A 15,617-nucleotide genomic window follows, 5' to 3' on the forward strand; every position below is an offset into this window, starting at 1 on the left:
CAGCATCTCTTTGTAAAAATAGGTTTAAAGTTCAACCAGGTGTTTTGGTGATTTGGTTAATATTTCAAGGCCGTTTTCTGTTAAAACCACATCATCTTCAATACGAACTCCCCCCCAACCTGGGATATAAATACCTGGTTCTATGGTAATAACACAACCTCGCTCTATAGTGGTGTTACAGCTTTCTCCAAGGAAAGGCTGTTCGTGTAATTGTAAGCCAACACCGTGGCCTAAACCTTCACCAGCATAATCCTTATAATCACTGTTATGTAAAATGGTAGCTGACTCTTGGTATAGAGTTTTTCCTGTGACTCCTTCAGTGAGCTTATCAATAGCTGCTTGCTGGGCGTCTAGCACAAGTTGATAAATATGTTTTTGCTTGTCACTGGCTTTACCAAAAACAAAAGTTCTAGTCATATCTGAGCGGTAGCCATTCACTACTGCACCAAAGTCAATTAAAATCAAATCTCCTTGCTTGAGTTGACGGTTTGACGGAATGCCATGGGGCAGAGCGCTACGTTCACCAAAACCTAGGATAGTGGCAAAAGATAATTCTTCTGATCCTAGTTTTGCCATTTGATACTCAAGCTCTACTGCAAGTTCGCGTTCGGTGATGCCGGCTTTCACTAAAGGCAGTGTATTAGCTAAAGCTTGGTCACCTATGGTTGCAGCTTGCTTAATCGCTGCAATTTCATCGGATGTTTTCACCGAGCGAAGTTTTTCAATAGTGCCAACTAAAGCCATGAATGTTGTTATGAGTGTTTGCTGTGATATTTGTGCTGACATTACTTGCCAATTTGCAACATTTATATGTTCGCTTTCAAAAAAGAGCGTTTGACAGTTTTCTTGATGTAGTAGCTCAATCATTAGTTCAGTCAGGGTTTGGTTCGCGCGATCGCGACAAATAACCTGATAGCCCTTTGCTTGAGTTTTGGCTTGTTCAAAATAACGGTAATCGGTAATTAAATAATGAGTTTTGTTGGTGATCAATACTGTTGCAGCATGTCCTGAAAAGTGAGACAAGTAGCGAATGTTAATATCGCTAAAAATAACAATGGCACTGTGATCTTGTGTTAATACTTGCTGGCGTAATGTGTTTATATTCATTGTAATGACTCTATTGTCTTAATGTTGATTTATCTTAAAAGAAAACCGTGCTTAAGCGGATCGTCTTTATTTATTAACCACTGTGCTTTACCACAAATGAAGGCATCTCCAGTGACTTGGGCGATAATGCCCTGATATGTTTGCTCATTATTGCCATAGCTGATGTGTTTTATAGCTTGCACCGAAAATTGACTACCTAAAATACTATCAATGATAATACTTTGCTGTAATGGCACTTCGCCTTTAGCAACATGTAAGGCAATACGACCGCTAACACCACTGCCGGTTGGGCTTCTGTCCAATTCACCATCGGCAAAAATGCAAACATTGCGGCTGTGAACTTGAGTGGTTGAATGGCTATTTTGATGTGCTTGAATAAAAATCACCCCGTATAAAAAGCTTAAATCTTCTTCAAAAGGGTGCTTTACTTTCAGTGTTTGGTTGACTGCATTTTTTATTTTTTTACCGTACTCAACCAGCTTCTCTTGATGTGCTGGTGTTAATGTCAACCCTAAATCTATCGCCTTAACATAAGCATAAAAAGCACCACCAAAGGCAATATCGACATTAATCGTGCCAAGCTCAGGAACCTCAACCTTAAGCCCTTGGGTAAAAACAAATGAAGGCACTGATTCGAAGCTTACTTGAGTAATGCTTGTATTATGAGGAAAGTTTTGGGCAATGGCTTTTGCTCGAATTTGACCGCAAGGCACATCAATAACAACTGAAGTTACTTCAGCTGTTTGTTTTACCGCACCAGATTCCACCGCACACTTAGCTAAAGCTATCACGGCATGGCCACACATGGTGCTGTAGCCTTCATTGTGGATAAATATAGCACCAAAGTGAGAGTCAAGGCGTTCAGGTTTGGTAATAATGGCGCCATACATATCTTTATGTCCCCGCGGCTCAAACATTAATGCACGGCGTAAATTATCATGGTGCTTTTGACAATCGCGTCTCATAGCTAAAATAGTATCGCCTTTTAGCTCAGGGAAGCCGTCAGTAATGATGCGTAATGGTTCACCGCCCGTGTGACACTCAAGGGAGTTGATAGTTAAAAACTGATCATTGCCACAATTTGGTTGCCATTGAGATAGCGCTGATAATAGCAGGTGTTGTTTGTTCATCGTATTTACTCAGAGGTTAGTTTAAATGCTTGTTGTTGCTCAATATCGCCAACCAAAGTGCGATTGAAAACATATAAAGCGATACAAGTGACCAAACCCAACAGTGCAATTAGCATCCACATCAACATTGGATTTGCCAAATCAATGGCAAGCGATTGATATAACCAACCAGAGAGTAACCCAGCAAATAAATTGCCTAACGCCATTGACACAAAATAGTAGCCCATAAACATCGCAGCTTTGTCAGAAGGGGCGAATGAAGCAACATATTCTTGGCTTTTAGGCGAGGCAGTCATTTCACCCACGGCGAAAATGATGACAGAAACAGCAACCATTAAACCACCAAAAATAAAACCATGAGCGAAACCGTCAAGCAGCATAGCAATAGACACAATAGCTGTTCCTGCAATCAATGTTGGCAATGCTTTAAATTGATTAATATAGCGGCTGATGATTACTTGAAATAAAATGATCATTAAAAAGTCGATACTTAATATCGTTGCTGGATTAACTTGACGGTAGCTGCTCGCCCATTGATTAGCCAACGCTGTACTTGCTTGTGGTAACTGTTCACCTGATTGTGCTAACACAGTAAATGCATTAACAAGTTCGCTCTTTGGCACGCGAATATCGAGCGAAGCGAGTGCGGTTGAAACTTCGTTGATACTTGCCGCACTGTGAGGTAAGCCTTGAGGAGTCAATGATTGACTTAAGCGTGCTATTTCGCTTGCTAACGTATTAATATTGATAGCGGTTAACGTGTCATGTAACCAAGGGCTAGCGCTGTATAATAAATGTACTAAATCTGATGTATCAACAAAATCGCGAATATATATAGGTAAGGTGATAAAAATTTGTAAATAAACCACCCAAAAACCAGTGATAATTAGCAAGTAAACCATGAAGGCTTTATTGCCGACCTGCATTTTTTGTTTATACCATGGCGCTAAAGAGTTATTAATATTAACCCTCTTTTTAGATGATTTTGTTAGCCAAAAGTCCCAAATAAATGCGCAGCTAATGAGCATAGCCGCAATTATGCTGGTTACCTTACCACTTTCAATTATGCCAGCATAAAAAGAGACTAATAATACTAATAAAGGGACTACCAATAACGCTAACCGTGAATTACCTAACACTTGTTGCATTTCTTTAAACACTTGTTTTAAACCACCTGATTTTGTATGGCGTTCCGGCTCTTGATAAAAGAATAGGGCAGGAATGAAGTTAATTGAAATCCAGATGGCAGCAAAAGTAAACACCCATTGCCAGCCATAGTTCTTTTGAATCACCGGGGCTAATAATGGGCCTAAAAATCCGCCAATATTGACCATCATATAGAAAATGCCAAACCCTAATCCTCGGTTAGAATCATCAGTAGTGCGACTGATTGTTGCAATAACGACCGGTTTAAAAATACCTGCCCCTAATGCAATAAGCATAAACAGGCTTATAAAACTTCCTAAGCTATCGGCATAACCTAAAAAATAATAACTTGGCGCCATTAACACAAAAGAGAGTAAAAACATTTTACGATAGCCGAATCTATCGGCTAGTGCGCCCGATATCACAGGGAATAAATAGAGGAAAAATGGTACCACGCCCATAATTAAGCCTCGTTCAGTATTACCAAGGCCTAAGCCACCTTGGGTACTAGGCGTCATAATATAACTAGCAAGCAAAGTGTACATACCATACCAAGCTAGCCGTTCGAATATTTCCATCGTATTAGCCACATAAAAAGCGGCTGTAAAAGGAGTCGTTGTGGTGCTCTTCATAAAATCTCTATCGTTTTATTCTGGTGACTTGATATAAGTAAATATTGTATACAGTATACCTTTTGTTTTCAAGTAAGATTGTATGACTTAATTTAAGAATAAAAAAAACCGCTCGAATGAGCGGTTTTAGTTTCTATAAATAGTTGACTGTATGAATAAAATTAGCGGAATTTAGAAGCTGTATCTTGCTTCAAAACTAATATAACGTTCAGCTAGTCTGTCAGTGGTTCTATTCCATTCAGGGTTTAAACCAATACCCGTTTCAGTGTACTGTGAACGCTCTTGTTCAACAGCTGTTTGTGTGTCTGCGTTAAGCGCATTGTACACTGTGGCTTTAAGTTGTAAGTCACCATCGCCAAGTTCAATATTATATGCGAGGCTAATATCAAGTTCACTGGTCCAATCGGTTCTACCTGCGGTACCCCGGCGAACAGGATTTCCATTTTCATCATAAAATGCAACTTGATCGTATCCAGCACCATTACAGCTTTCCCATACTGAACCCGCAGCACAACTGTCAACACCTTGAGGGTGAACACTAAACATGTTTACTGGCATGCCCGATGTTATGCGTGCATTGAAACCAGCCACCAATGAATCGGTAAGGTCATAATAACCATTGAATTTGAAAGCATGACGGCGATCATTAGGTAAATCACCATTTGAGTGATCCATTAGTTCAGCGTAATCATAAGATGTTGTCCAGCCTGGGTCCGCTTGACCATTGTCTGTTCTTACTAAACCTTCAGTATTCCCCCAGCCATGAGACCAAGTATATGATGCGTTATAATGTAAGCGTTCAAATGCAACACCAGATAAGGTTGTTTCTAGCGCACCATAGGTACGCTCTGGTTTTGGTAAACCAATTTCATTACCTGGAATAACAACATGATCAACATTACCATCACCATCAAAATCATAGCTAATATCAAGGGTTTCGCCAGGGTTTGCTAAAACATAAGTATATGATGCATCAGCATTGATTCCGTTTTGTTCAAAGTATTTATTAATTACTGGACCGTAATCTGTATCTTCAATTGAACGACCTAACTTACGATAAATAGCGCGCATACCGAATACCATATCGCCTTCAAGAAGCTCTTGCTCGAAACCTAATGTAATTTCATCAGAGTACATTGACTCTAGGTTAGCACTGGCAACTAAGCTTGGCTCACTAATACCTTCTTGAACAACGCGTGTACCAACATGCTCACCTGTTGAAGGTGACCCATCAGCTAGAATGACTACTTCACCATTGGCATCCGTTTCGCCAAGCAAGTAATAATCATGGACATCGCGACGAGCACCACCTTGCGTGATATTCATATTCGCTGATACTGGCTGGAAATAGCGACCGAAAGTTGCAAATAATTTTGTAGCGCCATCACCTGATAAGTCATAAATAGCTTGCATACGAGGTGCAATTTGACCTTTAACATCAACATATTTACGACCATCTGATACAGTATTTGAAACATCAGAATAACGAAGGCCTAAATTCAGTACTAGCTGATCAGTTACTGTCCAAGTATCTTGAATATATAACGCGGTAGATGTCACTTCAGAGTCAGTGAAGTCTGTACGAATTCGCTGATCCGCATAAGGTGTACCTACAGCTAAGCCCGTTACACTATTAGCGCCAGCGTAAGTAACGTCCCACCAACCTTCTCTTCCAGGTACGCCATTTGGACGTGCTTGATAATCAACAAGTATATTGGTGTAGTCTACGCCAACTTTAATGTCGTGAGATTCTAACATCCAGCTGAAATCGATGCGAAATTGATCACGGATAAACTCACTTTCTTTTACTGTTGAATCAGTATGAGAAGAAATACTATTCCATGAGCCGGTTAAGTTAGACCAAATTAGTGGGTCACTGTTTTCTACAGCGTTGTAAGTGTTATCTGTTGTACGGCCAGCGATTACTTCTACAGACATTTCATCGTTAAGAATACCTGTGTATTTTAAACCATAAACATCACCACCAGTTTTTGATGCGTAAGAGCCTGTTGATGCGCCAAGCTCTTGTGTTTCCCAGTCGTTTAAGTAACTTGTTCCTTTTCCTCGCTCGGTAAAGCCTATAGTTGTGAATTCAATTGAATGTTCATCATTAATCCACCAATCTAATTTACCAAAGTAACGATCTGACGATGTATCTCCATCGTATACTGTTGAACTTCTCGCATCGATATATTTTTTATTTTGAGGAGAATATAGCGCATAAAAGAAAAGTTTATCGTCGATAATTGCACCACTTGCCCAGATTGAAGCGCGAGTAAATGTTTCTTCATCTTGCTCAGTATTATCTAAATAACTGCCATCAGCTTTAATCAAATTATCGTGATGGTTTCTGGTTGCTTCTGGATCGATACGGGCATAAGCACCAAATTCAAACTCATTTGAACCTGATTTTGACACAGCATTAACAATGCCACCTAGCGCTCCACCAAATTCAGGATCTATACCGCCTGTTTTAATTTCTGTTTGAGCAATCGCTTCCCAAGGCATATCGATTGAACCAATACCTGTTTTAATTGTAGTGATGTTTATGCCATTTAGGTAGTAGCCGTTTTCAGCTGAAGAGCTACCGCCAACACTAGCGCCATCAAACTCTGAGTTACTTGTTGTACCTGGAGCAAGGAGTGCCATTGCTTCGAAGCCTGACTCAACAGGCATTTTTGATAATTCAGTATCAGTGATTACAAGACCACCCGTAGAGCTTTCAAGATCTACTCGGCTAACCCTAGAGCCAGTCACGGAAATGCGCTCTATCTCTGAATCAGTATTATCATGTGCTAGTAACACACCATTATAAACGATGGCGCCGCCAACAGTAACGGTAAGATCACCTTGCACAATGGTATTAAAGCCATCTTTGACAATAGTCATTCGATAGTCACCAACGGGTAGTTTTCTTAGGGAGTACGAACCATCAGCAGCGGTTTTTATGGTTCTGGTAATATTTTTACCTTTGTGCTTTAACGTAATTGTTGCGCCACTTGTCGCGTTATTTGATGTATCAGTGATAACACCTTTTACTTCACCGTTAAAACTGTCTGCTGCTAGAGCTGTTGGCATAGAGATCATTAGTGCGGTACCAACAGCAATGGCTGCTATTGATTTACGTGGCTTGAAGTCACTTTTAATTATTTTAGACATGTTTTTACCCTTGTTCATATTGTTTTAGTTGCTTAATTGAACGCTTAGTTTTATTAGTTACTCCATTAACTAAACAAGTAAATGTAATAACCGTGTGTAGTTATATAATATATATTGTATACAATATAGTTTTTTTTAACGTTCAAGTAAAAGCGGTCTATGTTTTTAGCTAATATCTTTGAGTGTTTTTTGACGATTCATATCGTAGTTTTTTAATGTTTTCTTTCAACATATAGAGAGGTTTCTATGACGTTAAAACTTGAAAGTACTATAAAATAAGGGGTGTAGATAAAACGGTCGTAAAGCAGTTTGAGTGAATTAAATTTGTTTTCTGGTATTTTTGGTTAATAAGATTTGGTTTTTATAGAATAAATAATAATATAGCTATAACAAAAAAAACTATAGAGAGATGAGGATGGAGAAGTGAGTAGAGGGTCTTAGGCAATAAAAAAAGCTGCAATAAAGCAGCTTGGTGCCCAAACTATCTCAGGATGCAAGAAACAAGCATGTTGAGGTGGCTTGGCTATATATCTTAGGGTAAATAGCCTATGAATTGAGTTGTTCGCGCTGTTGTAAGAAGGCCTTAATTTCATCACGAGAGCTAAGGATATGCTGCTTTAATTTAGCAACGGCTTTGTCAATTTCTCTTGATTGACAGAAAGCTAATAACTCAGCATGTTCAGGGCCTGCTTTAGAGATACCCCCAGCCCATAACAAGTGCATGCGAATATAACGATCGGCATTTTTGTTAAGAATATTAACCAAATCAGTTGTTTGTGGGCGATTTGCACCTGAATATAAACAGTTATGAAATGCAGAGTTTAATTCACTCCAGGTATTTGCGGCATTTTCTTTGCCTAAAGCGCTATCAAGTTTAGCCAATATTTCAGTCGCTTGAGCGAGTGCTTCATCAGTAATATCAACTAAAGAAGCAGCAAGTAAATCTCCTTCAATCATGGCGCGTAGTTCAAATAATTCATCAACTTGATCGAGGTTTAGCTCGGTAGCACTAGCACCTTTGTGAGGTTCAAATGAAACGAGCCCTTCAGCTTCAAGTTGTAAAAGAGCTTCACGAACCGGAATGCGGCTAACATTTAATTCTTCAGCTAACGCTGCTTGACGTAGAGGTTGGCCGGCGACAATTTCACCGCTGAGTATTTTTTCTCTTAATATTTCAACCACTAGCTGAGTACGCGTTTTGTATTCAATTGCCATTATTAGATGCCATTTTTGGTAATCATTTTTGATAATAATAGTGAGGTTAACACTATTAATGGGAGTTGCTTAATTTATATCATTATAAAGAAATTAGCGCTGAAAAAAAGAAATAATACCATTAATTTAACTATATTTATCCCTAACTCATAGCTATGCTAGATACTCAATAACAAGGGAAATTTGTTTAGGTCTATATATTCAAAATCAAACGAATTTTATAATGTCAGTGGATATTATAAAAGCTTTTTTAGAAGGGGGGGAAGGCTGACATACTGCGTTATTGATTATGACACCAAAGTTACATGGATATGTAACTTATTAGAGAATGCTGGAATATACTTTTGAGAATAATTATTATATATAATCAATGGCTTGCCTCTAAAACTATCAATTGTTGCACAGTGGGAATAACTCAATCAATTTAATCAATTTGATTCAAGGAGTTGCCCTAAGGCCATACTTTTCCCATAAGGGCTGTAGTATTTGAGATTTTTGCATCTGGTCAAGCAGTTGGTTGATGTGTTTAACTGAGAGTTTATGATTTTTACGAACTAAAATAGAATGTTGGTAAATCTGATCGTATATATCTGAGACCACCAGTTTGCCCTCATCTGCGGGGGAGTGTAAAAAGTGATAGTTTAAATACTCCTTTGACAGTACTGCAATATCCCCACGGCCATTAAGAATTAACTCCAGACTTTTTTTTTGGCTGGTGGTTTGCAAAAGTTTATATTTCTTTTTAAGATAATCCTGATCATTACTAAATCCACTGAATTTATAGTGGTAACCAAACACCCCAATCATTGCCTTGTTTTTAAAATCAGAAAAAAATTCCTGCCCCCTCCCTGCCTTTGCTTTAGCTACATAGACTTCTGAGCCTGTGACAAAGGTCTTTGATGCAGTAACAGGATATTTCTCCCAACCCCATTTTTTGTTTTCAAATATTAACATGTCGAATTTGTTGTTTTCAAAATCAAGGTAACGACGTCTAGCTGTTGTTGGTACTGCCACAAACTGATATTTATTTTGAAACTTATTCATTGCGGCTATCATTTGAACTGTAATACCGGTTGTATTTTCCTCGATATAAGCGTAGGGAGGAAAATCATAAACACCAACTTTTATGATATCAGCGGCAAATATACTCACCGATAACAAACTACTAATAATTAGCGCGTAAAGTTTCATTCGCCTATGTCTTCATTCCAGAGTTCTGGTTTTGCTAACATAAACTCTTTCATCATTTGTTTACATTCGTCTGAGTCGATAAGTAAAATATCAACTCCTCTAGATTTAAGTAGTGCCTCATCACCCATAAAGCTCTGATTTTCACCAATAACTACTTTGGGAATGCCATATAGCAAAATGGCCCCACTGCACATAGAGCAGGGCGATAAGGTGGTATATATCACGCTGTTTTGATATACACTGGCAGGTTGACGGCCTGCATTTTCCAACGCATCCATTTCACCATGTAATGTGGGGCTACCCGTTTGTACTCTTCGGTTGTGACCACGACCAATGATTTTTCCATCATGAACCAATACAGAGCCTATGGGGATTCCCCCTTGGGCCGCTCCTTTTTTGGCTTCATCAATTGCTGCTCGCATAAATGCATCTTTCATAACAACCTCAAAAATCTATTTATATCTTTGATAGTAGTTTAGAAATAATCATCACAAAATACAAATGAGCAAGCCAAGTTAAAAAGGTCAAGTTTGAGAGAGTTGAATCATAAATTAACTTTGTAAAGCTTTAGGGAGTAATGCTTGCGGCATATTTTGATAACAGATCGGTCGCTGAAAGCGTTTGATAGCTTCACTGCCAACTGAAGTGGTTCTGATATTGGTCGAAGCTGGGAAAGGCCCACCATGATTCATTGATGCACAGACCTCGACGCCTGTTGGCATTTGATTGTAGATCAAACGGCCAACTTTATGCACTAAGGTTTGTGCAAGCTGTGCAGCAACATCCAAATCTGCATCAAGCGCGTGAATACTCGCCGTTAAATTACCGGCCAATAGTTGTGTTAGTTTCAGCATTTGTGCAAAGTCGTCACAACGCACAATTAACGCACTAAAGCCAAAAAGCTCTTCGTGTAACGCTGGCGTGTTTTCATAGGTGTTAAAATCAGTGCTAAAGAGTGTGGCACTGCACTCTTGCTCTCTTCCTGATAAACCTCTGGCTAATAAAGATACCCCAGCTACTTGTTCGCGCGCTGCAATTGCATTGTTATAGGTTTGACACATAGCGGGTGTTAGCATAACGCCAGCGGGCTGTTCACTTAAAGATTGTGCTGCTGCTTTGATAAACTCTTGGTAGTGTTCATCAGTTTCTTCACCGATTAATACCCAAACTCCTGGACTAGTACAAAACTGTCCTTGCCCCATAACTAAGGACGCCACTAAGTCTTGGGCAATAGCTTGCGTCTCTTTTGATAGTTTCTCTGGCATGATGTATTGAGGGTTAATGCTACCTAATTCACCATAAAATGGGATTGGCTCAGGGCGTTGGTTGATTTGTTGTTGTAAAATCATGCCTACACGTTCAGAGCCTGTAAAGCCAACCGCTTTAATAAGTGGATGCGTGACTATTTGGCTGGCAATTGCGTAGTTTTTACCTTGAATAAGTGAAAAAACACCTTTATCTACACCACAAATTTCTATCGCTGTAAGTATTGCCTGGGCGACTAATTCAGCTGTTGCAGGGTGGGCTGCATGGGCTTTCATAACCACCGGGCAGCCAGCGGCTAGGGCAGAACCTGTATCACCACCAGCTGTTGAGAAAGCGAGCGGAAAATTACTGGCGGCAAACACGCCAACTACACCTAAAGGTAAATAGCCTAAACGGGTATCTGGTTTTGGTAGTGGCTGACGGTTTTGGTCAGCTAAATCAATGACTCCTTGGTATTCACCATTATCTAATAAGTCGGCAAATAAATTTAATTGACCTATGGTTCTGCCACGTTCACCTTGAATTCGCATGGTTGGTAGCCCTGTTTCGGTACAAGCAGTTGTTACTAATTCATCGCCAAGTGCTAGTATTTGCTCTCCAATAGTACGCAAAAAGTGCGCGCGTTTTGATGGGCTAAGCTGGCTATACGAAATAAAAGCATCATTTGCTTGCACAATAGCACTATTGACTTCACTTTCTGTGGCATCAGCAAATGTAGTTGTCATTGCTTCGTGAGTGATAGCATTAAATGCAGTAAAACCATTAACTGTTTCACCAGACCATTCGCCGGCGATTAAATTTTTACCTGAAATTGACATAATTATTTCCTGTAGTTTTTTAAATTACTTACTAAGTTGTTACTTAACGACAAAACCAAAAGCGTAGGGATCATCATCATCTATTGTGATGCAGTTTTGACCAAATACTTTAGCCCAACCCTCAATGCTTGGCATGATGGCAGGTATTGAGCCTCTATCAGAGTCGAGGGTAGTTAGTTGTTCAATTCTGCCGATAAACTGGCTACCGATATAACTTTCATGGACAAAAGTATCGCCTAGCTTTAATTGACCCTTGGCAAAAAGTTGCGCCATTCGTGCGCTTGTTCCGGTGCCGCAAGGCGATCTGTCGATGGCTTTATCACCATAAAAAACGGCGTTTGCAGCATCAGAGCCCCCAGATTGTGGGTGACCAGTCCAAAGCACATGAGAAATACCATTCACACTTGGGTCTTCAGGATGAATGCAAGTTAGGTGTTTAGCTGCAACTTCTCGAACAATTGTGCTCCAATGGATAATTTGGCTTGCACTCCATTGGTCAATGCCTGGGAAGTTTTCTTGTGGCTCTATAATCACATAATAATTACCACCATAAGAAACATCGACTTTTAAGGGACCAAGATTGGGAATGGATAAGGTCACATCTTGATGGGCCAAATATGAGGCGACATTAAATATTTTAACGGCAGTTATTTTGTCCGCTTGTTGTTGGTATTCAATGGATATTTGCCCTGCGGGTACATCAATGGTGAGCTTATTTCTGCCGTCAATAGGCAAATTTTTGGGGACAATAAGACCATTTTCAAGTGCAGCCGTCACGACACCAATAGTGCCGTGGCCACACATGGGTAAACAGCCTGAGGTTTCAATAAAGAGTATTGAGGCGTCGCTGTTATCATTACAAGGTGGATACAAAAATGCACCAGACATCATATCGTGACCACGCGGCTCAAACATTAGCCCTCGGCGAATCCAGTCGTAATTCTGCATAAAGTCGAGTCGCTTTTCACTCATGGTCTGCCCTTTTAAGTTCGGGTGACTGCTAGTAACTAACCTAACAGGGTTGCCGCAAGTGTGCGCATCTATGCAAAAAAAAGTGCCTTTTATCATAAGTAGTTAGCTCATTAATGTGTGTACTGTTTAAAACAGCAAAGCACATAACTTAAAAAGTTATGTGCAAGTGTTGTCTAAATCAAATAGTTATTAATCTAGGTTGAACTTCGTTAAATCAATGCGACTTTCATTAGCTTCATTGAATATGCGCACAACATTCGCTCGTTCTTCACCTGATAAAGGCATACGCGGTGCGCGTGTTAGTTCGCTACCTCGGCCAGCAAGTTGCTCACACAATTTAATACATTGCACCAGTTTTGGTACAGTATCTAAACGTAATAAGGGTAAAAACCACCGCCAAATTTCGAGTGCTTCAGTAAAACGCTCTTGTTGTGCTAGCTTCCAAATGGCTACTGACTCTCGTGGGAATACATTAGTTAGACCTGAAATCCAGCCGGTACAACCAAGCATTAATGACTCTAGCGCGATATCGTCAACACCACCAAAAATAATGAAACGATCGCCAAATGCTGAATAAAGTTCAGAAATACGACGGGTATCTTCAGTCGCTTCTTTAATCGATACAATGTTTTGCTCTGCTGCAAGCACTTTCATACCTTCAATACCGACATCAACGCCATAGGTGACGGGGTTGTTGTATATCATAATAGGTAAGTTACAGTTGCGTGCGACTTGTTGATAATGGTGAATAGCTTCGGCTTCATCTGATTTATAGATCATGCCAGGCAATACCATTAAACCGTCAATGCCAATGGCTTCACAGTCTTGTGAAAATTCAACGGCAAACTGGGTAGATGTTTCTGCAACACCTGAAATAACAGGCACTCGACCTGCAACTACCTCTTTTACCGCTTTTAAAATCGCAATTTTTTCTGCTCGTGTATGAGATGCATTTTCCCCTACCGTACCTAGGGCAATAATGCCGTCTACACCTTCGTTGATTATGGTATTAATCATTTGTTGTGTTGCGTCGAAGTTAATTGATAAGTCGTCGTTGTATTGTGTGGTTACCGCTGGGTAAACACCTTGCCAGTTTACAGCCATAATGTTCTCGTTAATAAATGTTAATTTCAGTAATGATACTTAAGTAATCAGTATCCGATTTAGATTGAGGTATATTGTATACAATGATACTATTATTGCAAGTGATATGTTGTGTTCGTCTTTGATATAGATGTAATAGACTGATTTGATGGGTAAAAAATGAAAACTGATGTAGGTGTTGCTTTCGATAAAGCATTAAATAATAAAAAAATTGCAGTGATTGGTGCAGGTATTGTAGGGGTTAACTGTGCATTGGCATTACAGATGCTTGGGTATCAAGTAACCTTGATTGATAAGGGCTCTATTGGTGGAGCTTGCTCTAAAGGTAATGCAGGGCATTTTGCCACCGAGCAAGTGTTCCCTTTAGCTGAGTCTAGTTTACTAGCGCAGCTCCCTAAAATGTTACTCGATCCTTTAGGGCCGGTAGCATTATCACCAAAACACGTTATTAAAGCTATTCCTTGGTTTTTGCAGTTTTTTAATAATATGCGCCCTAAACGACGAACGCGAAATAGCGCTGCCCTTAAAAGCTTAAATAAAAATGCAATTGCTTACTATGAGCCGCTCTTAGCAGCCGCGGAAGCACAGCATTTGCTTGTTTGTAACGGCTCTTTATTAGTGTTTGAAAACACCCCATATAAAGAAGTGCTTACGATGCATAAACATTATCAACAAGCCGGTATTGCCGTCGACATATTAAATAAAGCGCAAGCATCAAAACTTGAGCCTAATTTGCACAGCAATATCAATTATGCATTATATTTTACTGAGGTAGGGCATACCTCTGATCCTCTAGCGATATGCCAAGTATTAGCGGATTATGCTATGCGTTTAGGCATGGAATATAAACAATTAGCCGTAGAGGAGATTATTGCGAATATCTCAGGGATTGTGATTAATGGAAAAATAGCAAATGGAAACAATGAAACGGCCTATTTTGATCAGTGTGTGGTGGCAACGGGTGCTTATTCGAAAAATCTATTGAAAGGTTTAGGTTATCATTTACCCATAGAAGCAGAGCGCGGTTATAGCTTAAGCATGCCGATAGCTGAAGGTGATAATGAATTGTTATCCAGACCAGTTGCCTCGGCAGAGCGTAAATTCATCATCACGCCGATGAATAATGTGTTGAGGTTCTCAGGAACGGTCGAATATGCAGGCCTTACTGCGAAAGCAAATAACAAACGCGCAGATATGTTGTTAAAAAATGCGGAGTTTGTATTAAAAACAACGCCAAAACAACAAGGCAGTGAACGCTGGATGGGGTGTCGACCATCATTACCTGATTCATTGCCGGTGATTTGTCAAGCGCCCCAACATGCTCATATATACTTTGCTTTAGGGCATCAACATTTGGGGTTAACACAAGGTGCGGTTACCGGGAAACTAATTAGTCAATTAGTTAGTGGTTGTGCCACGGATATTGATGTATCGCCGTTTTGCATTAGTCGGTTTAATTAAATTAAAGACTTTTTTAAGTGGAATTATTCATCGAGTTTGTGGCGCACAATTTGCTTAGTTTGTAGATAAGCAATGATCAGTGGGCTAGTGTCAAGAATTTAACAGTTTGCTCACTGATGGACTACTATGCAAGAAGGAAATCAAAATGCAAGTCGACAATGAAGCAACCATGAATAAAATTCAGCAACTATCTTTAACCTTATCAACCGCACAATTAGAGCAATTTGTGTCAGTAATAGAGTCGCTTGCAGCATTATTACAAGTGGCGAATCAAGACACTGAAAAAGCGTATCGCATGTATTTGAATTCTATACAACCGACTGAGGAATCAGTAACAGTAAATAGACATTTTAACGCATTGAAGCATACAGAAATAACGAGTTCACCAGTCAAGCATTAATACCACAGGGTTTCTA

Annotated in this window: 12 protein-coding genes; 2 read left to right on the forward strand and 10 right to left on the reverse strand. The window is 39.7% G+C overall.

The features are described from left to right. Positions 1-24: 24 nt before the first annotated feature. The 10 genes from ABXG98_RS00450 to ABXG98_RS00495 all read right to left on the reverse strand — a co-directional run bounded on the left by ABXG98_RS00450 (position 25) and on the right by ABXG98_RS00495 (position 13,740). Complete coding sequence (locus tag ABXG98_RS00450; protein WP_353536711.1) at positions 25-1,107, reverse strand: M24 family metallopeptidase; 1,083 nt, start codon at positions 1,105-1,107, stop codon at positions 25-27. Positions 1,108-1,136: 29 nt separating this feature from the next. Next, positions 1,137-2,237, reverse strand: coding sequence for a proline racemase family protein (locus tag ABXG98_RS00455; RefSeq protein ID WP_353536712.1), 1,101 nt, complete (start codon positions 2,235-2,237; stop codon positions 1,137-1,139). Positions 2,238-2,242: 5 nt separating this feature from the next. After that, the gene (locus ABXG98_RS00460; RefSeq protein WP_353536713.1) at positions 2,243-4,015 is read right to left on the reverse strand and encodes an MFS transporter; all 1,773 of its coding nucleotides are present in this window, start codon (positions 4,013-4,015) and stop codon (positions 2,243-2,245) included. 171 nt (positions 4,016-4,186) lie between these two features. Continuing rightward, positions 4,187-7,174, reverse strand: a complete 2,988-nt coding sequence (locus tag ABXG98_RS00465) for a TonB-dependent receptor (RefSeq protein WP_353536714.1) — start codon at positions 7,172-7,174, stop codon at positions 4,187-4,189. 546 nt (positions 7,175-7,720) lie between these two features. Continuing rightward, positions 7,721-8,389, reverse strand: coding sequence for a GntR family transcriptional regulator (locus tag ABXG98_RS00470; protein ID WP_353536715.1), 669 nt, complete (start codon positions 8,387-8,389; stop codon positions 7,721-7,723). A 438-nt stretch (positions 8,390-8,827) separates the two neighbouring features. Beyond that, a complete protein-coding gene (locus tag ABXG98_RS00475; protein WP_353536716.1) occupies positions 8,828-9,580 on the reverse strand; it encodes a substrate-binding periplasmic protein in 753 nt (250 codons plus the stop codon). After that, positions 9,577-10,017, reverse strand: a complete 441-nt coding sequence (locus tag ABXG98_RS00480) for a nucleoside deaminase (RefSeq protein WP_353536717.1) — start codon at positions 10,015-10,017, stop codon at positions 9,577-9,579. Before ABXG98_RS00480 ends, ABXG98_RS00475 begins: the two co-directional genes overlap by 4 nt. A gap of 114 nt (positions 10,018-10,131) precedes the next feature. Continuing rightward, complete coding sequence (locus ABXG98_RS00485) at positions 10,132-11,664, reverse strand: aldehyde dehydrogenase (NADP(+)) (RefSeq protein WP_353536718.1); 1,533 nt, start codon at positions 11,662-11,664, stop codon at positions 10,132-10,134. 39 nt (positions 11,665-11,703) lie between these two features. Continuing rightward, positions 11,704-12,732, reverse strand: coding sequence for a 4-hydroxyproline epimerase (locus ABXG98_RS00490; RefSeq protein ID WP_353536719.1), 1,029 nt, complete (start codon positions 12,730-12,732; stop codon positions 11,704-11,706). A gap of 93 nt (positions 12,733-12,825) precedes the next feature. Further along, positions 12,826-13,740: a dihydrodipicolinate synthase family protein gene (locus ABXG98_RS00495; RefSeq protein WP_353536720.1), complete on the reverse strand. Its 915-nt coding sequence runs from the start codon at positions 13,738-13,740 to the stop codon at positions 12,826-12,828. Positions 13,741-13,899: 159 nt separating this feature from the next. Here ABXG98_RS00495 and ABXG98_RS00500 point away from each other — a divergent pair, with 159 nt between their 5' ends. Next, a complete protein-coding gene (locus ABXG98_RS00500) occupies positions 13,900-15,201 on the forward strand; it encodes an NAD(P)/FAD-dependent oxidoreductase (RefSeq protein ID WP_353536721.1) in 1,302 nt (433 codons plus the stop codon). Positions 15,202-15,346: 145 nt separating this feature from the next. After that, positions 15,347-15,601 (forward strand): hypothetical protein, encoded by a 255-nt coding sequence (locus tag ABXG98_RS00505; protein WP_353536722.1) that lies wholly within the window; start codon positions 15,347-15,349, stop codon positions 15,599-15,601. The last annotated feature ends 16 nt before the right edge of the window (positions 15,602-15,617 follow it).

The sequence above is a fragment of the Colwellia sp. KU-HH00111 genome, assembly GCF_040362745.1.
Classification (GTDB): Bacteria; Pseudomonadota; Gammaproteobacteria; order Enterobacterales; family Alteromonadaceae; genus Colwellia.

Bases quoted from the DNA above. Each gene is read 5' to 3' on its own strand.
- ABXG98_RS00450 (WP_353536711.1), bottom strand. From the start codon at position 1,107: ATGAATATAAACACATTACGCCAGCAAGTATTAACACAAGATCACAGT.
- ABXG98_RS00455 (WP_353536712.1), bottom strand. From the start codon at position 2,237: ATGAACAAACAACACCTGCTATTATCAGCGCTATCTCAATGGCAACCA.
- ABXG98_RS00460 (WP_353536713.1), bottom strand. From the start codon at position 4,015: ATGAAGAGCACCACAACGACTCCTTTTACAGCCGCTTTTTATGTGGCT.
- ABXG98_RS00465 (WP_353536714.1), bottom strand. From the start codon at position 7,174: ATGTCTAAAATAATTAAAAGTGACTTCAAGCCACGTAAATCAATAGCA.
- ABXG98_RS00470 (WP_353536715.1), bottom strand. From the start codon at position 8,389: ATGGCAATTGAATACAAAACGCGTACTCAGCTAGTGGTTGAAATATTA.
- ABXG98_RS00475 (WP_353536716.1), bottom strand. From the start codon at position 9,580: ATGAAACTTTACGCGCTAATTATTAGTAGTTTGTTATCGGTGAGTATA.
- ABXG98_RS00480 (WP_353536717.1), bottom strand. From the start codon at position 10,017: ATGAAAGATGCATTTATGCGAGCAGCAATTGATGAAGCCAAAAAAGGA.
- ABXG98_RS00485 (WP_353536718.1), bottom strand. From the start codon at position 11,664: ATGTCAATTTCAGGTAAAAATTTAATCGCCGGCGAATGGTCTGGTGAA.
- ABXG98_RS00490 (WP_353536719.1), bottom strand. From the start codon at position 12,732: ATGATAAAAGGCACTTTTTTTTGCATAGATGCGCACACTTGCGGCAAC.
- ABXG98_RS00495 (WP_353536720.1), bottom strand. From the start codon at position 13,740: ATGGCTGTAAACTGGCAAGGTGTTTACCCAGCGGTAACCACACAATAC.
- ABXG98_RS00500 (WP_353536721.1), top strand. From the start codon at position 13,900: ATGAAAACTGATGTAGGTGTTGCTTTCGATAAAGCATTAAATAATAAA.
- ABXG98_RS00505 (WP_353536722.1), top strand. From the start codon at position 15,347: ATGCAAGTCGACAATGAAGCAACCATGAATAAAATTCAGCAACTATCT.